21 protein-coding genes, 1 tRNA gene and 1 pseudogene are annotated in these 24,637 nt (G+C 67.2%); 12 read left to right on the top strand and 11 right to left on the bottom strand.

Going from position 1 to position 24,637, the window contains the following annotated elements; all coding sequences use genetic code 11:
• Positions 1 to 9: 9 nt before the first annotated feature.
• Positions 10 to 942 (top strand): LysR family transcriptional regulator, encoded by a 933-nt coding sequence (locus PCQ86_RS10145; protein WP_196995480.1) that lies wholly within the window; start codon positions 10 to 12, stop codon positions 940 to 942.
• A 148-nt stretch (positions 943 to 1,090) separates the two neighbouring features.
• Entirely contained in the window at positions 1,091 to 1,957 is an 867-nt protein-coding gene (locus PCQ86_RS10140; protein ID WP_270175407.1) for a universal stress protein, read from the top strand.
• Between the two features lie 117 nt (positions 1,958 to 2,074).
• Here PCQ86_RS10140 and otnI read toward each other — a convergent pair whose 3' ends face one another.
• From otnI to PCQ86_RS10110, 6 genes are all read right to left on the bottom strand, one after another.
• Positions 2,075 to 2,902, bottom strand: a complete 828-nt coding sequence (otnI, locus tag PCQ86_RS10135; protein ID WP_011805078.1) for a 2-oxo-tetronate isomerase — start codon at positions 2,900 to 2,902, stop codon at positions 2,075 to 2,077.
• 77 nt (positions 2,903 to 2,979) lie between these two features.
• Positions 2,980 to 4,146 carry a DUF4382 domain-containing protein gene (locus PCQ86_RS10130; protein ID WP_047351441.1) on the bottom strand — a complete coding sequence of 389 codons (1,167 nt, stop codon included), beginning with the start codon at positions 4,144 to 4,146 and terminating at the stop codon, positions 2,980 to 2,982.
• A gap of 327 nt (positions 4,147 to 4,473) precedes the next feature.
• Complete coding sequence (locus PCQ86_RS10125; protein WP_047351312.1) at positions 4,474 to 6,111, bottom strand: ABC transporter ATP-binding protein; 1,638 nt, start codon at positions 6,109 to 6,111, stop codon at positions 4,474 to 4,476.
• 21 nt (positions 6,112 to 6,132) lie between these two features.
• A complete protein-coding gene (locus PCQ86_RS10120; protein WP_135148672.1) occupies positions 6,133 to 7,230 on the bottom strand; it encodes an ABC transporter permease in 1,098 nt (365 codons plus the stop codon).
• Between the two features lie 3 nt (positions 7,231 to 7,233).
• A complete protein-coding gene (locus PCQ86_RS10115) occupies positions 7,234 to 8,271 on the bottom strand; it encodes a microcin C ABC transporter permease YejB (protein WP_011805074.1) in 1,038 nt (345 codons plus the stop codon).
• Positions 8,272 to 8,278: 7 nt separating this feature from the next.
• Positions 8,279 to 10,153: an extracellular solute-binding protein gene (locus tag PCQ86_RS10110; RefSeq protein WP_270175406.1), complete on the bottom strand. Its 1,875-nt coding sequence runs from the start codon at positions 10,151 to 10,153 to the stop codon at positions 8,279 to 8,281.
• Positions 10,154 to 10,242: 89 nt separating this feature from the next.
• On the opposite strand from PCQ86_RS10110, the gene fabI reads away from it, so the two are divergent.
• The gene (gene fabI / locus PCQ86_RS10105) at positions 10,243 to 11,043 is read left to right on the top strand and encodes an enoyl-ACP reductase FabI (RefSeq protein ID WP_047351315.1); all 801 of its coding nucleotides are present in this window, start codon (positions 10,243 to 10,245) and stop codon (positions 11,041 to 11,043) included.
• A gap of 180 nt (positions 11,044 to 11,223) precedes the next feature.
• Here the strand turns inward: fabI and PCQ86_RS10100 are convergent.
• From PCQ86_RS10100 to PCQ86_RS10080, 5 genes and pseudogenes are all read right to left on the bottom strand, one after another.
• Positions 11,224 to 11,611, bottom strand: a pseudogene (locus PCQ86_RS10100) (TonB-dependent receptor domain-containing protein); the annotation flags it as partial.
• A 126-nt stretch (positions 11,612 to 11,737) separates the two neighbouring features.
• Positions 11,738 to 11,827 (bottom strand) — tRNA-Ser (locus PCQ86_RS10095).
• A 110-nt stretch (positions 11,828 to 11,937) separates the two neighbouring features.
• Positions 11,938 to 13,404, bottom strand: coding sequence for a cryptochrome/photolyase family protein (locus tag PCQ86_RS10090; protein ID WP_270175405.1), 1,467 nt, complete (start codon positions 13,402 to 13,404; stop codon positions 11,938 to 11,940).
• A 43-nt stretch (positions 13,405 to 13,447) separates the two neighbouring features.
• Positions 13,448 to 14,137: a glutathione S-transferase family protein gene (locus PCQ86_RS10085; protein ID WP_210435935.1), complete on the bottom strand. Its 690-nt coding sequence runs from the start codon at positions 14,135 to 14,137 to the stop codon at positions 13,448 to 13,450.
• 210 nt (positions 14,138 to 14,347) lie between these two features.
• Entirely contained in the window at positions 14,348 to 15,367 is a 1,020-nt protein-coding gene (locus PCQ86_RS10080) for a sulfate ABC transporter substrate-binding protein (RefSeq protein ID WP_041835972.1), read from the bottom strand.
• Between the two features lie 138 nt (positions 15,368 to 15,505).
• Between PCQ86_RS10080 and PCQ86_RS10075 the strand changes: the two genes are divergently transcribed.
• From PCQ86_RS10075 to fdxA, 9 genes are all read left to right on the top strand, one after another.
• Positions 15,506 to 15,778, top strand: coding sequence for an oxidative damage protection protein (locus PCQ86_RS10075; RefSeq protein WP_011805062.1), 273 nt, complete (start codon positions 15,506 to 15,508; stop codon positions 15,776 to 15,778).
• Between the two features lie 407 nt (positions 15,779 to 16,185).
• Positions 16,186 to 16,851: a trimeric intracellular cation channel family protein gene (locus PCQ86_RS10070; protein ID WP_011805061.1), complete on the top strand. Its 666-nt coding sequence runs from the start codon at positions 16,186 to 16,188 to the stop codon at positions 16,849 to 16,851.
• Positions 16,852 to 16,887: 36 nt separating this feature from the next.
• The gene (gene mnmC, locus PCQ86_RS10065) at positions 16,888 to 18,807 is read left to right on the top strand and encodes an FAD-dependent 5-carboxymethylaminomethyl-2-thiouridine(34) oxidoreductase MnmC (RefSeq protein WP_270175404.1); all 1,920 of its coding nucleotides are present in this window, start codon (positions 16,888 to 16,890) and stop codon (positions 18,805 to 18,807) included.
• Positions 18,808 to 18,960: 153 nt separating this feature from the next.
• On the top strand, positions 18,961 to 20,748 hold the full coding sequence (locus PCQ86_RS10060) for a nitrite/sulfite reductase (protein WP_011805059.1): 1,788 nt from the start codon (positions 18,961 to 18,963) through the stop codon (positions 20,746 to 20,748).
• 25 nt (positions 20,749 to 20,773) lie between these two features.
• Positions 20,774 to 21,169 (top strand): DUF934 domain-containing protein, encoded by a 396-nt coding sequence (locus PCQ86_RS10055; protein WP_011805058.1) that lies wholly within the window; start codon positions 20,774 to 20,776, stop codon positions 21,167 to 21,169.
• On the top strand, positions 21,166 to 21,807 hold the full coding sequence (locus tag PCQ86_RS10050; RefSeq protein WP_015913441.1) for a phosphoadenosine phosphosulfate reductase domain-containing protein: 642 nt from the start codon (positions 21,166 to 21,168) through the stop codon (positions 21,805 to 21,807). The genes PCQ86_RS10055 and PCQ86_RS10050 overlap by 4 nt, the downstream gene beginning before the upstream one ends.
• Before the next feature lie 61 nt (positions 21,808 to 21,868).
• Positions 21,869 to 22,801 carry a sulfate adenylyltransferase subunit CysD gene (gene cysD, locus PCQ86_RS10045; RefSeq protein WP_270175403.1) on the top strand — a complete coding sequence of 311 codons (933 nt, stop codon included), beginning with the start codon at positions 21,869 to 21,871 and terminating at the stop codon, positions 22,799 to 22,801.
• Positions 22,801 to 24,189, top strand: a complete 1,389-nt coding sequence (locus PCQ86_RS10040; RefSeq protein ID WP_172207001.1) for a sulfate adenylyltransferase subunit 1 — start codon at positions 22,801 to 22,803, stop codon at positions 24,187 to 24,189. Before cysD ends, PCQ86_RS10040 begins: the two co-directional genes overlap by 1 nt.
• 102 nt (positions 24,190 to 24,291) lie before the next feature.
• Positions 24,292 to 24,615, top strand: coding sequence for a ferredoxin FdxA (fdxA, locus tag PCQ86_RS10035; RefSeq protein ID WP_047351321.1), 324 nt, complete (start codon positions 24,292 to 24,294; stop codon positions 24,613 to 24,615).
• The last annotated feature ends 22 nt before the right edge of the window (positions 24,616 to 24,637 follow it).

Below are 24,637 nucleotides of genomic sequence, written 5' to 3'. Positions count from 1 at the left end.
GGATATCAAATGAATATCTCCACACGGCAGGTCGACGCCTTCCTTGCCCTGGCGGCGCAGCGCAACTTCACGCGCGCCGCGGCGCAGTGCCACTTGTCGCAGCCGGCCTTCAGCGCGCTCATCCGCGCGCTGGAGGACGACCTGGGTCTGCGCCTGTTCGACCGCAGCACGCGCCATGTGAGCCTGACGGCCGAGGGCGAGAACTTCCATGCGTCGGCGCTGCGCATTCGCGCCGAGGTGGATGCCGCGCTGGCCACGCTGCGCGACGCCGCACTGCTGCGGCGCGGGCGCGTGTCCGTCGCGCTGCTGCCCTCGCTGGCCGCAGGGTGGCTGCCGGGTGTGCTGGCCGGCTTTCGCGCACAGCACCCGGGCGTGGAACTGGACATTGCCGACGTGCTGTCCGAGCCTTGCATCGAGCGCGTGGCCACGGGCAAGGCCGACTTCGCGCTGGCCGCCATCCGCGCGGACACGCCCGAGCTGCAGGCCGAGCCCTTCTGCGAGGACGGCTTTCACCTGGTCTGCCGCGCGGACCATCCGCTCGCCCGGCAGCCCTTGCCCGCCGGCCGGCGCAGCGCCGCCGCGCAATGGCGCGCCCTGGCCGAGTGGCCATTCATCCATCTCGCGCGGCACAGCAGCGTGCGCCAGTACCTGGAGGCGGCCTTCCATCCCCATGCGATGCGCACGCTGATGGAAGTGGAGCAGTTGGCCACCGTCATGGGCATGGTGCGGGCCGGGCTGGGCATCAGCGTGGTGCCTACGCTCACGCTGTTCCACTTCCAGCAGGAGGGCCTCGCCACCCGGCCGCTGGCCCTGCCCGGGCTCACGCGGCAGATCTACCTGGTGCGCCGGCGCGACCGGGGCCTGTCGGTGGCCGCGCAGGCGCTGTACGCACGGGTGATGCAGCAGCGGCCGATGCATGCCGAAATGCCATCAAAACAATAGCTGGCAGCGCTTGACGGACAAGCGCTGGAGCCCGATTTCCCTGAAACTTGCGTTCACCCGCGCCCACGGCCTGCGGGGCACCCCCGGTGGCACTGCACGCTCTGCGATGCCACACTCGGGCCATCACATGCGTGCGCAGGAGGAAGCCATGAACACCCACGACACCGTGTATGCCTGCATCGACGGGCTGGCCACCACCCACGCCGTGGTGGACGGGGCCCTGTGGGCCGCGCAGCGCCTGCAGGCCCCCCTGGCGCTGCTGCACGCACTGGAGCGGCCTGAACCCATGCCGCCCGTGGGCGACTACAGCGGCGTCATCGGCATGGGCGCGCAGGACCTGCTGCTGCAGCGCCTGAATACCCTCGATGAAGAGCGCAGCCACGTCGCTCAGGAGGCCGCGCGCCGCATGCTGGCCGAGGCCCAGGCGCGCGTGGATGCCGCCCGCGTGCCTTCGCTGCAGGCGCTGCTGCGCCAGGGCGAGCTGACCGACGTGCTGCTGGAGCACGAACCCAGCGCGCGCCTGTTCGTGCTGGGGCGCCAGCACCGCGCCACCGCCGCGCGCAAGCTGCGGCTGGACTACCGTGTGGAAGGCGTGGTGCGCAACGTGCGCCAGCCGGTGATGGTGGTGACCATGCCGGAGTTCGTGGCGCCGGCGGGCTTCGTCGTGGCCTTTGACGGCAGCGCCACCGCGCGCCGCGCCGTAGAGGCCGTGGGCCGCAGCCCGCTGCTGCGCGGCATGCCCGGCCTGCTGGCCCTGGCCGGCGAGCCCACGCTGGAGATGCTGGAAGCGCTGCAAAGCGCCCAGTCACACCTGGAGGCCTCAGGCTTCGACATCACCACGCAGATCGTGCCGGGCGTGCCGGAGGAGGCGCTGCCGGCCCTGCTGCAGTCGCACGGCAACGTACTGCTGGTGCTGGGCGCCTACGGGCACTCGCGCATCCGCCAGCTCATCGTCGGCAGCACCACCAGCGCGCTGCTGCGGCTGTGCAGCGTGCCGGTGCTGGTGCTGCGCTGACGGGTTCACTATCGATTCAATAGCTGCTAGCGCTTACTGCATAAGCGCTGCAGGCCTTTTTTATCTGAACTGTGACGTCCCCACGCTAGCCCCCGCCCCGCGCCGGGGCGAACGCCCTCAATCCGCGCCGCGCGGCACGACACCCCAGCGCCGCGCCCAGGCCAGCCCCTGCGAGGTGCCGCCCGGGCCCGCGATCGCCGGACGGTATTCACAGCCCACCCAGCCGTCGAAACCGCAGGTGGTCGCCACCTCGTCGATCACGCCCAGCAGGTAGTCGACCTGCAGTTCGCCCTGGTCGGGCTCGTGCCGCTCGGGTACGCCGGCGATCTGGAAATGCCCCACCCGTCCCGTGGGCAGGTAGTGGCGGATCTTCGTGGCCACGTCGCCCTCCATGACCTGGCAGTGGTACAGGTCGAACTGCACCTGCACGTTGGAAGCGCCCAGTTCCTGCAGCACGGCATGGGCGTCCTGCTGGCGCTGCAGGAAGTAGCCGGGCATGTCGCGCCCGTTGATGGGCTCGATCATCAGCCGCACGCCCTGGCGCCCGGCCTGGCCGGCGGCCCAGCGCAGGTTGCGCAGGTAGCAGGCGCGTGCGTCGGCGTGCGCCAGCCCGGGCGGCACCACGCCAGCCATCACGTGCAGGCGCTCACAGCGCAGCGCCTGCGCATAGTGCAGCGCCTGTTGCAGCCCCTCCTGGAATTGCGCCTCGCGCCCCGGCAGACAGGCCAGACCGCGCTCGCCCGCCGCCCAGTCCCCCGGCGGGGCATTGAACAGTACCTGCGTCAGTCCATGTTCGGCCAGGCGCTGCGCAATCTGCTCCGCAGGATGGTCGTAGGGAAAAAGGTATTCCACCCCCCGGAAGCCGTCGCACGCGGCAGCGGCAAAGCGGTCCAGGAAGGCATGCTCGGCGTAGAGCATGGAGAGGTTGGCAGCAAGGCGAGGCATGACAGGAAGGGCGTTCGTACAAAAAAGGGCGCCAGTCGCGGACTGGCGCCCTTCATTCTAGGAACGCGTGGTGGGCGTCAGGGGAACGTGAAGTTCACCGTCTGGGTCGTTCCCGCGCCCAGGGTCAAGGCCTGCTGCTTGTCGGCCTGCCCCGCCAGACGCGCCTGGATGGTGTAGCGCCCTGCGGCTCCGGCATCGGCCGTGAACACGAGCGGAGTGGGCGCCGCGGCATACGGCGCCACCAGCGGGGCGGCCGTGGGCAGCGTGAAGCTGTAGGCGCCGGTCACGCCGTCCACGGGCTTGGCCGACACTTGCACCGTGCCAGCCGCTGCCAGCGGCTGCAGGGCCCGCACCCAGGCATCCACCGAGGTGGTGCCGTTCACGGTGCCAACGGGCGATGCCGGCAGCGCTACGGCCTGCGTGGACGTGCCGACGGAGGTGACCAGCTCGGACTGCACCGGCACCTGGGTCACCACGGCCGTGGTGCGGCCGGGTGCCGTCAGCACCAGCGTGTAGCTGCCCGGCACCACCGGCCGCAGCAGGTAGCGGCCCGAAGCGTCCGGCACGGTGGCGCGCACCACCTCGCCTTGGGACTGCAGCGTCACCGTGGCGCCAGCAACGGGTTCGACGAAGCCCTGCACACCAGAGACCAGGCGCGGAATCACCGCCACCACCGGCTTGAGCAGGTAGCGGCCCGATGCGCCGGCCGTGACGACGGACTTGCAGGCGTCGAAGTCGAGCACGAAGTCCGCCATCTGGTTGGCGGCGATGTCGATGTTCACGTTCATCTTCACGCCACTTTGCTGGCCGCTGGGCGTGGTCAGCGCTACTTCGCCCGACCCTGTGGGCACGACGGAGTTGGCGAAGGGGGCCGCTCCGCCATTGCCCGCCAGCACCAGACGCATCTGGGTGTATTTGCCCGTGGGCAGCGGCAGCTCGCCCAGTTCCTCCAGCACGCCGTTGGTCAGCGACAGCAGGTCCACGCGGCGCGCGGGGTTCAGCGTGAGCTCATGCCAGCCGGAAGCGTCATCCGCCGCCGCAGCGCTTTGGTGCACGCGTATTTTCTGCACGGTGACGTTCACCGCGTCATAGCCGCAACTGGGGGCATCGGTCAGCGCCAGCTTCAGCGTGCCGGTGCCGCTACCGTCACCGCCATCACCACCGCCGCCGCCACAGGCGACCAGGGCAGCCAGCGCGGTGGCGCCAGCCAGATACTTGCAACAGGAGAGGGTTTTCGTGCGCATGATGTTCATTGCCTCCGGGGTTTTTCTTGCCGAGGAAGGTGCCGTCAGACCAGCCTACCGCCCCGGGGCGCATTGTGAGAACGGCACCCCGCGGCACCTGGCAGCCAAATGTCAGGTGTTGCCTGATGTATGGAATCGCCAGAAAAGCGGGAGCCGACTTCTGCGCTGTAAAACACCGGACAGGCACATGAAATCGAAATTCAACGCTATGAATAGCAGAGCAACCGGCCAACGGACATGCAAGCAGATCGCGCCCGTGTCCTACACCAAACGCGGTAGTCGCCCACGGCCCCGCACACCCTGCTGCGCGACCCGCCGCCGGGCAGGTCAGACCGGCTGCGCGGCCTGCACCAGCCGTTGCGTGTAGGCGTGGCGCGGGGCATCCAGCACCTGGTGCACGCTGCCGCTTTCCACCACCTCGCCGTCCTTCATGACGATGACCTCATGCGCCATGGCGCGCACCACCGCCACGTCGTGCGTGATGAGCAGGTACGACAGCGCCCGCTCCTTCTGCAGGCGCTGCAGCAGGCTCAGCACCTGCTGCTGGATGGTGACGTCCAGCGCGCTGGTGGGCTCGTCCAGCACCAGCACCTGCGGTTCGACGATGAGCGCGCGCGCAATGGCCAGGCGCTGGCGCTGGCCGCCCGAGAACTCATGCGGGTAGCGCGCCAGCAGGCCGGGGAATTGCGCGTCCGTCAGGCCCACCTCGGCCAACATGGCGGCCACGCGCGCGCGGCGCTCGGCCACGTCCAGCGCAGGCATGTGCACGCGCAGGCCCTCGCCCACGATCTCCTCCACGGTCATGCGCGGCGACAGGGACGAGAACGGGTCTTGGAACACCACCTGCACCTGCCGGCGCAGCTGCTGGTTGTGCGCGGTGTTGCGGTGGGCGGGCTGCTGCCAGGCCTGGCCGGCAACCCGCAGCTCGCCGCGCGACGGCAGCAGGCCCAGCAGCGCCTGGGCCAGCGTGGACTTGCCCGAGCCCGATTCGCCCACGACCCCCAGCGTGCGCGCACGCGCAATGCGAAAGCCCGCATCCTTCACGGCCACGAATTCGCCCTTGGCAAACCAGCCGCGGATGCCCGGCACCGGCACGGGGTAGGCCACGCGCAGGCCGCTTGCCTGCGCGGCGGGCACGGCGTCGCCGTCGGCACCGCTTTCTACTACGTCCCGCCGCGGCGTACTGCCGATCAGCTTGCGCGTGTAGGCATGCTGCGGTGCGTCGAACACCTGGGCGACGGTGCCCTGCTCCACCACGGCGCCCTGCTCCATGACGGCCACGCGATCGGCAAAGCGGCGCACCAGCAGCAGGTCGTGCGTGATGAGCAGCACGGCCATGCCCGTCTGGCGCTGCAGGTCGGACAGCAGGTCCAGGATCTGGCCGCGCAGCGTCACGTCCAGCGCGGTGGTGGGCTCGTCGGCCAACAGCAGCTTCGGTCGGCTGGCCAGGGCCATGGCGATCATGGCGCGCTGGCGCTGCCCTCCCGAAAGCTGGTGCGGAAAACTGCCCGCGCGCCGCGCCGGCTCGGGGATGCCGGTACTCGCTAGCAGTTCGATAGCTGCTTGCGCGCTCTGCGCCTTGCTCAGGGCCTGTTTTAGCACCAAGACCTCGGCCACCTGGTCGCCAATCGTCATCAGCGGGTTCAGCGCCGTCATGGGCTCCTGGAACACCATGGCGATATCGCCGCCGCGCACGCCGCGCAGTTCGCGCTCAGGCAGTTGCAGCAGATCACGCCCGTGCATCAGCGCGCTCCCCTCCAGTTGCGCATCGCCCGTCAGGCGCAGCAGCGCCAGCGCGGTCACTGTTTTGCCCGAGCCGGATTCACCCACCAGCGCGAGCTTTTCGCCCGGGGCCATGTCGAAGCTCACCCCATGCACCACCTGCTTGGCGCCGAAGCGCACCCGCAGATCCCGCACCTGCAACAGCGGCGCGGACGATGGAGACAGGGGGGGCGCAGCGCGCATGGCAGAAGGGTTCACGATGCCTCAGTTCTTGCGGGGGTCCAGCGCGTCGCGCAGCGCATCGCCCATGAAGGTCAGCAGCAGCAGCGTGGTGACCAGCACCCCGAAGGTGAAGACGGAGATCCACCACGCGTCGATGTTGTTCTTGCCCTGCGACAGCAGCTCGCCCAGGCTGGGGGTGCCGGGCGGCACGCCCAGGCCCAGGAAGTCCAGCGACGTCAGCGCCAGGATCGCCGCACCCATGCGAAACGGCAGAAAGGTCACCACCGGCGTCATGCTGTTGGGCAGGATGTGGCGGCGGATGATCTGGCCGTTGGACACGCCCAGCGCCCGCGCGGCCTTCACATAGTCCAGTTGCCGGTTGCGCAGGAATTCGGCGCGCACATAGTCCGACAGCCCCATCCAGCCGAACAGGCTGAGCAATACCAGCAGCAGCCCGATGCTGGGCGCGAACACGGCGCTGAAGATGATGAGCAGGTACAGCTCGGGCATGGAGCCCCAAATCTCGATGAAGCGCTGGAAAGCCAGGTCGGTCTTGCCGCCAAAGAAGCCCTGTACCGCCCCCGCCGCCACGCCCAGCGCCACGCCCACCACGGTGAGGGCAATGCCGAACAACACGCTCACGCGAAAGCCGTAAATCAGTTGCGCCAGCAGGTCACGCCCGCGGTCGTCCGTGCCCAGCCAGTTGTCGCGCGACGGGCCCGAGGGGTTGGGCTCCTTCGCGAAGTAGTTCAGCGTGTTTGGCCCGTAGCGGTTGAGCGTGTACAGCGCCCAGTTATCCCCCTGCGACAGTCGCTCGCGAATGAAGGGGTCGAGGTAGTCGGTGGGCGTCTGGAAGTCACCGCCGAAAGTCGTCTCGGGGTAATCGTTGAACAACGGGAAATACGTCTGACCCTCATAGCGCACGACCAGGGGCCGGTCGTTGCTGACCAGTTCTGCCCCCAGGCTGACCACGACCAGCGCGCAGAACACCAGCAGGCTCCAGAACCCCAGGCGGTTGGCACGAAAGCGCTGCCAGGCGCGCCGGCTGGGTGACGCCGAGGCGGCAACGGGCGCAGCTGGCGCCCCATTAGCTACCGAATCAATAGCTGCTAGCGCTTGGTGGTCGGGCGTTGGAGCCATATTTCAATCAAACTTGACGCGGGGATCCACCCACACGTAGCACAGGTCGCTGATGAGCTTGGTCACCAGCCCGATCAGGGTGAACAGGTACAGCGTGCCCAGCACCACGGGGTAGTCGCGGCGGATCACGCTCTCATAGGACAGCAGGCCCAGGCCGTCGAGCGAGAACAGCGTCTCGATGAGCAGCGAGCCCGCGAAGAACGCGCCGATGAAGGCGGATGGGAAGCCCGTGATGATGGGAATCAGCGCATTGCGAAACACGTGCTTGTAGAGCACCTGCCGGTCTGTCAGTCCCTTGGCACGCGCGGTGAGCACATATTGCTTGCGGATCTCTTCCAGAAAAGCGTTCTTGGTCAGCATCGCCGTCACCGCAAAGCTGCCGGCCACCATGGCCGTGATGGGCAGCGCGATATGCCACAGGTAATCCGTCACCTTGGCCCACAGGCCCAGCTCGTCCCAGTTGGCCGAGGTCAGCCCGCGCAGCGGGAACCACTGCAATTGCCCGCCAAAGATCACCAGCAGCGCCACGCCGAGCACGAAACCCGGGATCGCGTAGCCCACCAGGATGATGAGCGTGGTGACGAAGTCAAAGCGCGAGCCGGCGCGCACCGCCTTGGCCACACCCAGCGGCACCGCCACGAGGTAGCTGATGAAGAAGGTCCACAACCCCAGGCTGACGGACACGGGCAGCTTCTCCTTCACGAGTTGCCACACGTCCTTGTTCTGAAAGAAGCTGCGCCCCAGGTCGAAGCGCGCGAACTGGCCCAGCATCTGGAAAAAGCGCTCATGCGCCGGCTTGTCAAAGCCATAGAGCTGCTTGATCTGCTCCAGCCGCTTGGGATCCACGCCCTGCGCGCCGCGATAGGCCATGCCGCCGCCCTCGCCGCCCCCGCCCATGCCGGCAGCGCCGGCCTTGGCCTCAGCCAGATACTGCTCCACCGGACCGCCCGGCACGAACTGGATCACGACAAAGGTCAACAGCAACACGCCCAACAGCGTGGGCAGCATGAGCAGGATGCGCTTGAGGATGTAGGCGAACATGGCGGTTTCAGTCCTTGCGCGGCGTCGCGGCCTTGGGCGCGGTCTCGGCGGTCAGCGCAGGCGAACGGGCCCACCACGTATCCACCGCCCACATCTCTCCGGTCGAATACGGCGGCACCACTTCGGGCCGGTCCAGGCGCCAGGCGTTGTAGACCATGCGATGGGTACCCGCGGACCACTGCGGAATGAGGTAGTGGCCGTGCGCAATGATGCGGTCCAGCGCATGGCACGCGGGCAACATCTGTTCCTGCGTCTTGGCAGACACCATGGCACGGATCATTGCGTCCACGGCCGGGCTCTTTACGCCGGGGAAATTGCCCGAGTCTTCCTGGTCTGCCGCCGCGCTGCCGAACAGGTCGGCAAACTCCTGCCCCGGGTTGTTGGTGCCCTGGTAGGCAATGGTGGTGATGTCGAAGTCGAACTTCTGCAGACGCTGCTGGTACAGCGCGAAGTCCACCGAGCGGAACCTGAGCGTGATGCCGAGCTTTTGCAGGTTGCGCATCCACGAGGACAACGTGCGCACGCCGCCTTCGCTGCTGTCCATGTATTCCAGCACCATGGCCTGGCCGCTGGCGTTGCGCAGCACGCCATCCTGCACCTGCCAGCCTGCCTCCTGGAGCAGCGCCTGCGCGCGGCGCAGGTTGTCGCGCAGCGTGGTGGCGCCGTCGGTGGTGGGCGGCTCGAACATGGGGCCGAAGACCGCGGGGGGCAGATCCTTGCGCCAGGGCTCCAGCAGCGCCAGCTCCTGCGGCGTGGGCATGCCGTGGGTCTCGCACATGGTGTTGCCGAAGATGCCGCGCACGCGCTGATAGGCACCATAGAAAAGCTGGCGGCTCATCCACTCAAAGTCGAACGCCAGCCCCAGGGCCTCTCGCACGCGGCGGTCCTGCAGCAGCGGGCGGCGCGTGTTCAATACGTAGCTCTGAAAGCCCGAGGGCAGCTTGTTGGCGAACTCGCCCTTGACCAGCTCACCCGTGTCGAACTTGCGGCCGTTGACCCGCCGCGCCCAGTCGCCCGCACTGAAAAACCGCATCAGATCGAACTCGCCGGCCTTCAGCGCCTCCAGCCGCGCGGTGTTGTCCTTGTAGATCTTGACCAGCACACGGTCAAAGTTGGCCGTCCCCTTGCGCACGGGCAGGTCGCGCGCCCAATACTGGGGGTCGCGCACATAGGTGATGTCCTTGCCGAAGTTGACAGGCCCAATCTTGTACGGTCCGCTGCCGATGGGGATGTCCATCACCACCTGGTCGAAGGGCTTGGGCTTGCCGTCGGCGCCCAGTCCCCAGTCGCGGCTGAACACGGGTAGCCCCCCGACGGTGAGCGGCAGTTCGCGGTTGGGCGCCTTGAAGCGGTAGCGCACGGTGCGGTCGTCCAGCACATCCACACCGGCCACCTCGATCAGGAGCGTTTTGTAGCCCGGTGAGGTGTAAGGGCCCATCAGGGTGTCGAAACTGTGCTTTACATCCTGGGCCAGCACCGGCTTGCCGTTGTGAAAGCGCGCCTCGGGCCGCAGCCTGAAGGTGGCTGACAGGCCATCCGGCGCCACCGCCACATCCTCGGCCAGCAGTCCATAGCCGGTGGCTGTCTCGTCCAGCGAGCCGGTGAGCAGCGAGTCGAACATCAGCGCCGACAGGTAGGCCGGCGCGTTGCCGCGGATCGTGAATGGGTTGAACTTGTCGAAGGTGGAGGTGCGCAGATTGCTCACCAGGCGCAGTTCGCCGCCCTTGGGCGCCTGTGGGTTGACGTAGGGGAAGTGCGCGAAGTCGGCCGCCAGCGCGGGCGCCCCCCACATCGCGTAGGCATGCGCGGCCCAGGCCGTCCCGCCCGCCACGCTGCTCCCTCCCAGCCAACCGATCAATAAACAGATACGCCAGAACCGCATGCGACAATTCTGCACCACGCAAGCGGCCCGCAAGCCCCCGCGCCACGCTTGCCATTTCCCTTCGCACATCGCATTTCAGGAGAACAACAATGGGTTTTCTCGCCGGCAAGAAGCTGCTCATCACGGGCGTGCTGTCCAATCGCTCGATCGCGTACGGCATCGCCAGGGCCTGCCACCAACAAGGCGCGGAACTGGCCTTCAGCTACGTGGGCGAGCGCTTCAAGGACCGCATCACCGAGTTCGCCGCCGAATTCGACTCCAAGCTGGTCTTTGACTGCGACGTGGCCGACGACGCGCAGATCGACAAATTGTTCGCCGACATCGGCGCCGCCTGGGGCAAGTTCGACGGCTTCGTGCACTCCATCGGCTTTGCTCCGCGCGAGGCCATCGCCGGCAACTTCCTGGAAGGCCTCTCTCGCGAAGCCTTCAAGGTGGCCCACGAAATCAGCGCCTACAGCTTCCCGGCCATGGCCAAGGCGGCCCTGCCCTACCTGAACGACAAGTCGGCGCTCCTGACGCTGTCGTACCTGGGCGCCCTGCGCTCCATCCCCAACTACAACACCATGGGCTTGGCCAAGGCCAGCCTGGAAGCCAGCGTGCGCTACCTGGCCGAAGCCGTGGGCCGCACTGAAGACGGCCGCTGCATCCGTGCCAACGGCATCAGCGCGGGCCCCATCAAGACCCTGGCCGCCAGCGGCATCAAGGACTTCGGCAAGCTGCTGGGCCGCGTGGCTGACGCCGCCCCGCTGCGTCGCAACGTGACGATCGAAGACGTGGGCAACGTGGCCGCGTTCCTGCTGTCCGACCTGGCCAGCGGCGTGACCGCCGAGATCACCTATGTGGACGGCGGCTTCAGCCAAACCGCCGGGCTTTCGGCAGACCAGGTGTGAGCCTGCGGCAATGACTGCGGAGTGGGTGCGCCACTCCGCCCTTGCTTGAAGAACCAACGGGCCTGCAAGGCCCGTTGTTCGTTTCGGTCACTGTGCGCGGACTTTCAGGACCGCTGGTTGCCCATGATCGAGCCTTCGTTGGGGCGCCGGGACTCCTGCGGCATGCCCCGGGCCACGATCTCAGAATCGGTAGCGTGCCACCACCTGCGCCGAACGCGGGGCACCCGGCAGGTTCAGGTTCGGCGAACTGCCGTGGCCCGCCACGATATAGCGACGGTCGAACAGATTGTTCAGCTTGAGTTGCACATCCCAGGCGCCCTGGCGGTAGTTAGGCCATGGCATCCACCGTGGTGTAGCCAGGCAAGGTAACCGTGTTGCCGGGGTTGGCGAACCGCGCTCCCACATAGTTCAGGCCGCCGCCCAGGCCAAAGCCGTGCCCCAGTGCCTTGGTCACCCACAGGTTCGCGCTGTGCCGGGGAGTCAGCGTGGGCCGCTTGCCCTGCACAGGCTGGCCCGCATCCGTCGCAGGCGAGGCGGTCATCTCGCCATCCAGGAAGGCATAACCGGCCCAGCTTGGTTCACACGCCAACCTTATATGGTTTGCGGGGGGCTGCCTCTGCTGCGGGCCTCGTTCTTAGAGGAATCGCAACGAAAAAGGGTTAGCAGATGAGTACCTGCTAACCCTTGGAACGCCTGGCGGAGAGGGCGGGATTCGAACCCGCGGTGGGGATTAGCCCACACACGCTTTCCAGGCGTGCGACTTAAACCGCTCATCCACCTCTCCGAAGCCTTCCATTATAGATGCTGCACAGACACTTTTTCAAAGTTCTGACTGTTCCCTCGAAAAAACATCCTTCACGGGTCCCAGGAAGGAACATTCCGGTTCCCCGCCTTTCAGGATGCCTCTCGCCCACGCCCCAAAAAATGGAACCGCATCAGGGTACGCTCCCGTGCTCTGGCGTGGTCCACTACCGGCAGTGGATAGTCGATGCCTAAACGCAGTCCACAGGCCTGCAATTCCAGCGGCTTCATGCTTGCAGGGAAGTGGAGGTGCTTATCAGGAACACACGCCAACTCCGGGAGATAGCGGCGGATGAACCTGCCATCGGGGTCAAACTTCTGTGACTGCGCCACCGGGTTGAAGATGCGAAACCAGGGCTGAGCGTCACATCCGGTTGACGCCGCCCATTGCCAGCCGCCATTGTTGGCAGCCAGGTCGTAGTCGTTCAGGTGCTGGGCAAAGAAGCGCTCGCCACGGCGCCAATCGATACCCAAATCCTTGGTCAAGAAGCTCGCCACCACCATGCGCAGCCGGTTGTGCATGTAGCCCGTCTGCAGCAGTTGGCGCATGGCGGCATCGACCAACGGATAGCCAGTGCGCGCCGCGCACCATGCCTGCCAGTACTCAGGCGCGTCATCCCACTGGACGCGGTCGTACTCAGGGCGAAATGCCTGGGTGACCACGTGCGGGTGGTGCCACAGAATCATGAAATAGAAGTCGCGCCACGCCAGTTCGGACAGCCAGGTCTGCGCGCCTTCGCAGCCTTGCGCGGCCTGTCGCGCGGCCAGTGAGGCCAGCTGGCGGATGGACACGGTGCCAAAGCGCAGATGCACCGACAGGTAGGACACGCCTTTGCGCCCAGGAAAGTCGCGCGCCAGCTTGTAAGCCGCCATGCGCGGCAGAAAATCCTGCAGCAACTGCTGCGCGCCGCGCGAGCCCACAGGCAGCTGCAAGTCAGCCAGGTTGGTGGGCACGAAGCCCAGATCCGCCAGCGTGGGCAGCCGCTCCCCCGCAGGGGGCACGGCCAGGTGCTGAGCGTGGCGCTCCACGGGATAAGGCTTGGTCTGGAAGGCATCCAGCTTCTGCAGCCAAGTGCGTTTGTATGGCGTGAAGACGCTGTAGGGCTGGCCCTGCTGGTTCAGCACCTCGCCCTGCTCCAGCAGCACCTGGTCCTTGTAGTCGCTGAACGCGATGCCACACGCCGCCAGGCCGTCTGCCACACGTCGGTCGCGGGCCAGGGCTGCAGGTTCGTAGTCGCGATTGGCCAGCACTTCGCGCACGCCCAGGCTGCGGGCCAATTGCACGATGCACTGCACCGCCGTACCGTGGCGCACGATCAGGCCGCCACCGGGGGCGCCACTGCGCGCCGCCAGCGCGCGCAGGTCCTCATCCAATGCGCACACGCTGGCGTGAATGAACTCCACCCGCCGATCGCACCGGGTCGGCAGCGCATCGAGGATGTCGGTGTCAAAGACGAAGACGCAGTACACGCGCTCGAAACGGCGCAGTGCGTGGTACAGGGCGGCGTGGTCATGGCAGCGCAGATCGCGCCGCAGCCACACAAGGGCGCTGGCTGGCATGGGACGGGAAGGACTGGTCTGGCTGACGGCGCGGCAGTGCCCCTCAGGCCTGCATCACCACGGGGCCGCCCTGCTCCAGCGCCCGCTGGTAGGCCGGACGCGCCCGCATACGCTGGCGGTAGGCCACCAGGTGCGGCCAGGCCGTTTCGTCGCCCCCGCGTGCGAGGGCCGCCTCCACGGCAAAGCTCATCTGAAAGTCGGCCATGGTCAGGTGCCCCCCGGCGAACCAGTCGTGCTGTGCCAGGTGCGCGTCCATGAAAGCCAGCGCGGTTTGCACGTTCGGGCCGATGAGTCTTTGCTGCACTTTGGCGCACAGGGTGCGCGCGATGGGGCGCACAAAAAACGGCATGGGCTGGCGCGCAATGGTGTCAAACACCAGCTTCATCACCAGCCAGTTCATCAGGGACCCCTCGGCGTAGTGCATCCAGAACCTGCACTGGCGATGTTCTGCCGTGCCGCGCGCGGGTTCCAGATGGGCCAGATCCGCCGGCGCCTGTGCACCGTAGCGCTCGGCCAGATATTCGATGATGGCGCCAGATTCGGCCACCACCATGTCGCCATCGGTGATGACGGGCGACTTGCCCAGCGGGTGCACCCGCTTGAGCTCTGGTGGCGCCAGCTTGGTCACGGGGTCACGCGAGTAACGGCGGATGTCGTAGGGCACGCCCAGTTCTTCCAGCAGCCACAGAATGCGCTGGGAGCGCGAGGTTTCCAGGTGGTGAACGGTCAGCATGGGCGGCATGGTAGTGCAGTCGCGCACGAAGGGTTGGCGCCTGCCGCGGCACGGCGTGCCCCGCCATGGGTGGGCCTTCCCTCGCGCCGAGGCCCGGACCCACGTCCCTCCCTTCGCCAAAGGAGTGCGGGGCGCTTTGAAAGCTATATTTTTTATAGCTTACAGCGCCTACTCATCAACGCTTAGCGCCGATTTTTATCCAAAGACGGATCAACGCCGGCTGTAGATCTGATCAAACAGTGCGCCGTCCGCAAAATGCTCCCGATTGGCCTTGGCCCAGCCACCGAAAGCCTGGTCGATGGTGGCCAGTGTGAGCTTGGGGAATTGCTTGTCGTACTGGGCCTTGGCCTTCTCGCTGGTTGGACGGTAGAAGTTCTTTCCAGCAATGTCCTGCCCCTCGTCGGAATAGAGGTAGGAAAGGTACTCCTCCGCCAGCGCGCGCGTGCCCTTCTTGTCCACCACCTTGTCCACCACCGCCACCGTGGGTTCGGCCAGAATGGACAGCGATGGCACTACGATCTCGAACTTGTCCTTGCCGAACTCCTTGAGCGCAAGAAACGCCTCGTTCTCCCAGGCCAGCAGCACGTCGCCCACACCGCGCTGCACGAAGGTGATGGTCGAGCCGCGCGCACCCGTGTCGAGCACCGGCACGTTCTTGTAGAGCTTGGACACGAAATCCTTGGCTTGAGTGTCGCTGCCGTACTTGCGCTTGGCGAATTCCCAGGCAGCAAGATAGTTCCAGCGCGCCCCGCCGCTGGTCTTTGGGTTAGGGGTAATGACTTGCACGCCGGGCTTGACCAAGTCATCCCAATCCTTCACGCCCTTGGGGTTGCCCTTCTTCACCAGAAACACGATGGTGGAGGTATAGGGCGCCGAGTTGTGCGGGAGGCGCTTTTGCCAAGCGGGCGCCAGCAGGCCGTGCTGGGCCAGCGCATCCACGTCTCCGCCCAGGGCCAGCGTAGCCACGTCGGCGTCGATGCCATCGATGATCGAACGCGCCTGCTTGCCCGAGCCGCCGTGCGACTGTTTGAACTGCACTTCCTGCCCCGTCTTGGCCTTCCAGTGGCGCGCGAAGGCCTGGTTGTAGGCCACATAGAGTTCACGCGTGGGGTCGTAGGACACGTTGAGGAACTGCGCGGGCTGGGCGAACGACGGCAAAGACGTCAGGGACATGACCGCCGTCAGGGCGGTGGCCAGGGGAAACTTGATAAAGTCGCGGCGATTGTTCATGAAGGGCTTTCGTTGCAGGGTGCGTCGGTGCGGTTCACCGATGCAAGGCATTCTGGAAGTCGCCCTTCAAAATCCAAACCAATAAGATTTCAGTTCGTTATTCCATTGACGTCTGAAGTTTCAGCAAGGAATCGCTCCATGGCACGTACCGTCCACTGCATCAAGCTCGGCAAGGAAGCCGAAGGCCTCGACTTTGCGCCCTACCCCGGTGATCTGGGCAAACGCATCTATGACAACGTGAGCAAGCAAGCCTGGGCCGACTGGATCAAGCACCAGACCATGCTGGTCAACGAGAACCGCCTGAACCTGGCCGACGCGCGCGCCCGCCAATACCTCGCCCGCCAGATGGAAAACCACTTCTTCGGCAGCGGCGCAGACGCTGCGGCGGGTTATGTGCCGCCCAGCGCGTAACGCAGTGCAGCGCTGCAAGAAGCGGTTTCGCTAAAGCCACTTCTTCGGCAGCGGCGCAGACGCTGCGGCGGGTTATGTGCCGCCCAGCGCGTAACGCAGTGCAGCGCTACAAGAAGCGGTTTCGCTAAAACCACTTCTTCGGCAGCGGCGCAGACGCTGCGGCGGGTTATGTGCCGCCCAGCGCGTAACGCAGTGCAGCGCTGCAAGAAGCGGTTTCGATAAAACCACTTCTTTGGCGCGGCGCAGACGCTGAGGCTGGCTGAGTCCCGCCCGGCGCATGACGCAGCGCTGCGCCAAAGCAGCGCCTCTTTGCAGTCGCCCCCGTCGCATCACTGTGGCGGGGGCGTTACCGTTGTAGCCCACTGCGCCTGGCAGGCGGCCCAGGCCCGGCTCCCTGAGGAGATTTCATGTTGCCGTCGGTGTCATTGCTGGACTCGTTCCAGTTCTCACAGTTCACCACCCTGCTGGTGATCTACCTTGTGGCCATCACGGCCGAGGCCATGTCTGGCGCGCTGGCCGCAGGCCGGCGCAACATGGACATCTTCGGTGTCAGCGTGATCGCCTTTGTGACCGCGCTGGGCGGCGGCACCATCCGTGACATGGTGCTGGGCCACTACCCGATCGGCTGGACACAGCACCCGGAATACGTGTACCTAGTGATCTCCGCAGGCCTGCTGACGACGGTGGTGGCGCGCTACCTGCACCGGATCAAGCGCGTGTTCCTGCTGCTGGACGCCATGGGGCTGATCGCGTTCTCGCTGATCGGATGCAACGTGGCCCTGGAACTGGGCTACCCGCCCGTGGTGGTGGTGATGTCCGGCATGCTCACGGGCATCAGCGGCGGCATCCTGCGCGACGTGCTGTGCAACCAGGTGCCCGTGGTCTTTCGGCGCGAGCTGTACGCCAGCGTGTCCCTGGCCGTGTGCCTGCTGTTCCTGGGACTGCGCACGATGGAAGTGGAAAACAACCTCAGCACTTTGGTGTGTTTCGCCGCCGGCCTGGCGCTGCGGCTGCTGGCACTGCACTACCACTGGCGCCTGCCGGTGTTCTCGTACCAGCAGCGCTGGGAATGACACTGTTTCTGTAATCTTTTCGCGCCTCCCGACACCATGTCCGAACCGATTGAATGGCTGGAAGACGGCACGCCCTACAGCCCGCGCTTCTCAGACCGGTACCACAGCGAGCACGGCGGCCTGGATCAAGCCCGCGGCACATTTCTCGCCGGCTGCGGCCTGCCCCAGGCCTGGCAGAACCAGCCGCAGTGGCGCGTGCTGGAAACCGGCTTCGGCCTGGGCCTGAACTTCCTCGTGACCTGGGCCGCCTGGCGCGCCGACCCCCACCGGCCACAGCGGCTGCACTTCGTTTCCTGCGAGGCCTGGCCCGTGAGCGCGGCCGATCTGCTGCGCGCCGCGCCCATCGATTCCACACTGCAATCGCTGGCCCAGCAGTTGGCGGCGCAGTACTGGGGCTTGCTGCCGGGCGTGCACCGGCTCTCGTTCGACGGCGGGCAGGTGCTGCTCACGCTGTACATCGGTGACGCGCAAGCCCTGCTGAGGCAGCAGCAGCCCACGGCGGATTCGGTGTACCTGGACGGCTTCGACCCCCAGCACAACCCGCAAATGTGGGACATCCACACCCTCAAGGCCGTGGCGCGCTGCTGCCGTCGCGGCACCCGCCTGGCGACGTGGACGGTGGCGCGCGGCGTGCGGGACGGGCTGGTGCAGTGCGGCTTCGAGGTGCAGAAGGTGCCGGGTGTCCACCCCAAGCGCGACAACCTGCAGGCCACCTACGCGCCCCGCTGGGAGCCACGCGCCGGCCAGCCCGTGCTGCCAGACGCCACGGTGGCCGCCCCGGCCCGCTGCCTGGTGGTGGGCGCAGGACTGGCGGGCGCCGCCGTGGCGGCCAGCCTGGCGCACCGTGGCTGGCAGGTCCAGGTGCTGGACCGGGCCGATCACCCTGCCGCCGGTGCATCCGGCCTGCCGGCGGGGGTGTTCGCGCCCAATGTCTCGCAGGACGACAACCTGATCTCGCGCCTGTCGCGCGCGGGGGTACGCACCACGCTGAATACGCTGGCGCAGCTTCCAGCCGAGACGCGCGGCACCGACTGGAGCGCGTGCGGCACGCTGGAGCACCGTGTGGACGGCACCACAGGATTGGCCTGGAGCGACGGGCCTGGCCTGGACTGGAGTCGCCCCGCAACACCCGCACAACTGCAGGCCAACGGCTTATCGGCAGACACGGTGGCCTGCTGGCACGAGCACGCGGGCTGGGTGCGCCCGCCCCAGCTCATCGCCCACCTGCTGAACGACCCGGCCATCCACTGGCGCGGCAGCGCGGCGGTGGCGGAGTTGCGCCGCACCACCGTCGACGGCCAGCCCCTCTGGCAGGCACTGGACGCCGAAGGGCGCGTCCTGGCCGAGGCGGAACTTGCCGTGGTTTGCGCCGGGCACCACACCGGCCCGCTCACGCACGCGCATTGGCCCATGAATCCGCTGCGCGGCCAGTTGGCCTGGGGCCTGCATGCCCAGGCCCCCGCGGGCGCCCCCTGGCCGCCCCAGCCGGTCAATGGCAACGGCAACCTGGTGCCCCGCGTGCCGCTGCAGGGTGGCGCAGGCTGGGTGCTGGGCTCCACGTTCGAGCGCCTGAAGACCGCCCTGCCCCCCAGCCCTGACGACCAAGCCAAGGGCTTGGCCACCAATCAGGCCAAACTGCACGCGCTGCTGCCCCCCCTGGGCGCTGCCATGGACGCCGCCTTCACCCAGGCCGCCACCGCGCCGGACGGCCCCGTGCGCACCTGGGCGGCCGTGCGCTGCGGCGCGCTGGACCGCCGCCCCATCGTGGGGCCGGTGGACCCGGTGCGCCAGCCCGGCCTGTGGCTGTGCACTGCCATGGGCGCGCGCGGGCTCACGCTGTCATTGCTGTGCGGCGAACTGATCGCCGCGCGGCTGCACAGTGAGCCCCTGCCGCTGGACGCCCCTCTGGCGCGCGCGTTGAGCAGCGAGCGCTGGCTAGGGTATGAGCCACAGTGAGCCGACACGCATTTCATATACAAATAACGGAATATATGAAGCATTAAAAAATAGTTTGTCTTTATAAGACAGACTTTTAAAGTGCGCCCATCGATGCTGCGGGCGCCATTCGGGGCCCGGCGGCACCTGTGTTGAAACGCCCACGGCCCTGCCATGTACCAGTACACCGAATTCGACCGCCAGTTCGTCCACCTGCGCGCCCAGCAATTCCGCGATCAGCTCGAACGCTGGCAGCGCGGCGAGTTGACCGACGAGCAACTGCTACCCCTGCGCCTGCAAAACGGCTGGTACATCCAGCGCTACGCGCCCATGGCCCGCATCGCCGTGCCCTATGGCGACATCAACAGCACCCAGCTGCGCATGCTGGCCCACATCGCCCGCGAATACGACCGCCCTACGCCCGAGCTGCTGGCCCATGCCCAGGCCACGCAGGACCAGCTGCAGGCCGCCCAGCCGGGCCTGACACTGGCCGCGCCCCCGCTGCGCTACGGCTACGGCCACTTCACCACGCGCACCAACGTGCAGTTCAACTGGATTCCCATCACCCGCGCGGCCGACGTGATGGACCTGCTGGCCAGCGTGCACATGCACGGCATCCAGACCAGCGGCAACGACATCCGCAACATCACCTGCGAGGCCTACGCCGGCATCGCCGAGGACGAGATCGTGGACACCCGGCCGTTCGCCGAGATCACGCGCCAGTGGAGCTCGCTGCACCCCGAGTTCACCTACCTGCCGCGCAAGTTCAAGATCGCCTTCAACGGCGCCGCGGAAGACCGTGCCGCCACCGGCTGGTATGACATCGGCCTGCAAGCGCTGAAGAACGCGGCCGGCGAGGTGGGCTTTGCCGTCAAGGTGGGCGGCGGCATGGGGCGCACGCCCGTCATCGGCACCGTGGTGCGTGAATTTCTGCCCTGGGACCAGCTGCTGAACTACATCGAAGCCATCGTGCGCGTGTACAACAGCTACGGCCGCCGCGACAACAAGTGGAAGGCGCGCATCAAGATCCTGGTCAAGAGCGAAGGCCAGCAGTTCATCGACGCGGTGGAGGCCGAATACCGCGCCATCCTGGAGCAGGACGGCGCCCCCCACACCATCACCCAGGCCGAGCTGGACCGCGTGACCGGCCATTTCGTCGTGCCACCACTGCGGCCCGCCGGCCGGCCGCACGGCGTGAACACCTCCGGCCAGCTGTACCAGCGCTGGCTGCAGCAGAACGTGCGCGGCCACCGCATGGCCGGCCTGAAGGCGGTGACACTGTCGTTCAAGCGCGTGGGCTTTGCGCCCGGCGATGCCGACGGCGACACGCTGGACGCCCTGGCCCAGCTGGCCGACCAGTTCAGCGCCGGCGAGGCGCGCCTGACGCACGAGCAGAACCTGCTGCTGCCCTGGGTGCACGAAGCCGACCTGCCCGCGCTGTACGAGGCCGCGCGCAAGCTGGGCCTGGCGCAGCCCAACATCGGCCTGCTGACGGACATGATCGCCTGCCCCGGCGGCGACTTCTGCTCATTGGCCAACGCGCGTTCGCTGCCCATCGCCGCGGCGATCACCGAGCGCTACCAGGATTTGGACGAACTGTTCGACATCGGCCCCATCGACCTGCACATGAGCGGCTGCATCAACAGCTGCGGCCACCACCACAGCGGCCACATCGGCATCCTGGGCGTGGACAAGGACGGCAAGGAGTGGTACCAGATCACGCTGGGCGGCTCCGACGGTACGCAGCTGTCCGGCCCGGCCATCGGCGGCAAGGTGGTCGGCCCGTCGTTCTCGGCCGCCGAAGTGCCCGACGTGATCGAGGCGCTGCTGGACACCTACCGCGCGCTGCGCAAGGGCAACGAGCTGTTCATCGACACCCTGCGCCGCGTGGGCCAGGACCCCTTCAAGGCCGCCGCCAATGGTGCGCGCCACCCCAAGGCGGCCGAAGAGGCCGTGGCCTGAGCCCATCCGAAAGATCTCGAATACTATGAAAATCATAGCTGCTGGCGCTTTGTCCCTGGGCGCTGACGACCTCAAAACCCTGCAGATCGCCAACGACGCCGACCTGGCCGCGCTGGCCGCCGAAGGCGCGCTGGAGGGCGTGCAGCGCATCGAGCTGCAGTTCCCCAAGTTCACCGACGGCCGCGCCTACAGCCAGGCGCTGCTGCTGCGCCGCCGCTACCGCTTTGCGGGCGACATCCGCGCCACAGGCGACGTGCTGATCGACCAGCTGGTGCACATGCACCGCAGCGGCTTCAGCAGCGCGGTGCTGGCGCCCGGCGTGGACCCGGCCGCGGCCGAACGCCAGTTCGCGCGCTATGCCGCCTTCTACCAGGGCGACGTGCTGGAGCCGCGCCCGCTGTTCGCCCGGGAGGCCGCATGAGCACCGCCACGGCAGTCAGCGCCGCCGAACTCGCCCGCGTCAACGCCGAGCACGGCCACGATGCCGCCGCGCTGGTGGCCTGGGCGCTGGGCCTGGGCCAGACGCCCATCGTCACCACCAACTTCCGCCCGTTCGAGGCCGTGATCCTGCACCTGGTCACCCGCGTGCAGCCGGGCGTGCCCGTGGTCTGGATGGACAACGGCTACAACACCGAGGCCACCTACCGCTTTGCCGACGCGGTGACGAAGCAGCTGGGGCTCAACCTGAAGATCTACCTGCCGCGCCGCTCGCGCGCCCACCGCGAGGCCGTCGAAGGCCCGACGCCCGCACTGGACGACCCGCGCCACGCCGCGTTCACCGAAGAGGTGAAGCTCGAACCCTTCGCCCGCGCCCTGCGCGAAACGGCACCCAGGGTGTGGTTCACCGCGCTGCGCGCCACCGACACCGCCGTGCGCGCGCAGATGGAGCCCGTGAGCATCAACCCCGACGGCCTGATCAAGGTCGCGCCGCTATTGCACTGGTCGTCCAAACAGTTGCACGAATACTGCCAGCAGCACGGCCTGCCCAACAACTTTGACTACGTGGACCCCACCAAGGGCGAAGACAACCGCGAATGCGGCCTGCACCTGGCCCACTAAAAACGATAGCTGCCTGCGCTTGCCCCACAAGCGCTGGAGCCAGATTTTACTGGAACATCGAATGAACGCCCGTGTTGACTCCCAAGTGCTCAACCAGCTCAGCAACCGCCACCTGGACGCGCTGGAAGAAGAAACCATCTTCATCCTGCGCGAGGTGGCCGCGGCCTTCGAGCGCCCCGCCCTGCTGTTCTCGGGCGGCAAGGACTCGCTGGTCATGCTCAAGTGCGCCGAGAAGGCCTTCGGCGCGGGCCGCATTCCCTACCCGCTGCTGATGATCGACACGGGCCACAACTTCCCCGAGGTGACCGACTTCCGCGACTTCCGCGCAAAGGAACTGGGCGCCGAACTCATCGTGCGCAGCGTCGAGGACTCGATGGCGCGCGGCACCGTGCGCCTGGCCCACCCCAGCGAATCGCGCAACGTGCACCAGTCCGTCACGCTGCTCGAAGCGATTGAGGAGTTCCGCTTCGACGCCTTGATCGGCGGTGCGCGCCGGGACGAGGAGAAGGCGCGCGCCAAGGAGCGCATCTTTTCCCACCGCGACAGCTTCGGCCAGTGGCAGCCCAAGGCGCAGCGCCCCGAACTGTGGACGCTGTTCAACACCCGCCTGGCCCCCGGCGAGCATTTCCGCGTATTCCCCATCAGCAACTGGACCGAGCTGGACGTGTGGCAGTACATCGAGCGCGAGCAGGTCGCCCTGCCATCGCTGTACTACGCCCACCCGCGCGAAGTGGTGGAGCGCCGCGGCCTGCTGGTGCCCGTCACGCCGCTCACGCCCCCGAAGGACGGCGAAGCGGTGCAGACGCGCACCGTGCGCTTTCGCACCGTGGGCGACATCACCTGCACCTGCCCGGTGGAAAGCCCGGCCGCCACGGCACGCGAAATCGTGATCGAGACCCTGGCCGCCGAGGTCAGCGAGCGCGGCGCCACGCGCATGGACGACAAGACCAGCGACGCCTCGATGGAAAAGCGCAAGAAAGACGGGTATTTCTGATGACCACCGCCACTATCAATTCAATAGCTTCCAGCGCACAACCAGAAAGCGCTGGCGGCACAAATGATCACATTTCCGCGCTGCGCTTCATCACCTGCGGCAGCGTGGACGATGGCAAGAGCACGCTGATCGGCCGCCTGCTGGTGGACAGCCGCGCCGTGCTGCAGGACCACCTGGCCGGGGTGCAGCGCGGCGGAGAGACCGACCTGGCGCTGCTGACCGACGGCCTCAGTGCCGAGCGCGAGCAGGGCATCACCATCGACGTGGCCTACCGCTACTTCGCCACCGAGGCGCGCAAGTTCATCATCGGCGACGCGCCCGGCCACGAACAGTACACGCGCAACATGGTCACCGCCGCCTCCCAGGCCGACGCCGCCGTAGTGCTGGTGGACGCCACCAAGCTCGACTGGCAGAACCCGCAACTCACGCTGCTGCCGCAAACGCGCCGCCACAGCCTGCTGGTGCACCTGCTGCGCGTGCATTCGCTGGTGTTTGCCGTGAACAAGCTCGACGCCGTGGCCGACCCACAGCTCGCCTACCGTCACATCCGTGCCGCGCTGGAGCAGTTCGCCCGACACGCGGGCATCGCGGTGGCGGGCGTGGTGCCGGTGTCGGCGCTCAAGGGCTGGAACGTGGTAGAGGCCAAGCCCGGCTGGTGCGACTATGCGGGCCCGAGCCTGCTGCAGATCCTGGAGCGGCTGCCCAACACCCCGCCCGACGCCGGCCTGCCCCTGGCCTTCCCGGTGCAGTGGGTGGAGAAATTTTCTTCCTCATCCGACACCTCGCAGGGGCGCCGCGTGTTCTGGGGCCGGGTGGGCACGGGCCGCGTGCAGCCGGGTGCGCAGGTCGCCATCTTCCCCAGCGGCCAGCTGGCGCAGGTGGCGCAGGTGCTGGACCATGCGCGCCGCGCCACCGGCGTGGCCGCGGGCCAGAGCGCGGGCATCACCCTCGACCGCGAGGTGGACGTCTCGCGCGGCGACTGGATCGTCGCTGCGCCTGCACCCGCTGCCGCGGCCGAGGACGACTTCGACACCCCCGCCGCCGTGCCCGCATGGCCCGGCCAGCGCGAGATCACCGCCACCGTCGCGTGGATGGACGACGAGCCGCTGGTGGCGGGCCGCGTGTACTGGGCGCTGCACGGCCACCGCTGGGTCAAGGTCAAGGTGCGCCGCGTGGTCCACCGCCTGGACATCAACACCCTGGCCGAGGAAGACGCCACCCAGCTGGAGCCCAATGCCATCGGCCATGTGGAGCTGCTGCTGCAGGAACCCCTGCCCGCGGCGCCGTTCGCGCGCAGCCGCGTGCTCGGTTCGCTCATCCTGGTCGACACCGCCAGCCACAAGACGGCGGGCGCCGTGCTGGTGAACGCACCGGCCCCAAAAGCTTGATCAACGTTAAGGTTTCCGCGCCTCAGGCATGGTTGGCTGGCCTGCTGAGGCGGCGGTCGGCCTAAAATCGCGGGCTAACCCCATACCAGAACACAACTACTCATGACTCACGTCGTCACCGAAAACTGCATCAAGTGCAAATACACCGATTGCGTGGATGTGTGCCCCGTGGACTGCTTCCGCGAAGGTCCCAACTTCCTCGTGATCGACCCCGACGAGTGCATCGACTGCGCCGTGTGCATCCCCGAATGCCCGGCCAACGCCATCTTTGCCGAGGAAGACCTGCCCAGCGACCAGCTGGCCTTCATCAAGATCAACGCCGAGCTGACGCCCAAGTTCAAGAGCATCACCAAGCGCAAGGCACCGCTGCCCGACGCTGACGACTGGAACGGCAAGCCCGGCAAGCTGGACCTGCTGGAGCGCTGACTCCCACGCTCCCGCCACGCCC

The sequence above is a fragment of the Diaphorobacter sp. ED-3 genome, from assembly GCF_027625375.1.
Lineage (GTDB): Bacteria > Pseudomonadota > Gammaproteobacteria > Burkholderiales > Burkholderiaceae_C > Diaphorobacter > Diaphorobacter nitroreducens.
This window is presented reverse-complemented; position numbering and strand designations above follow the sequence as displayed.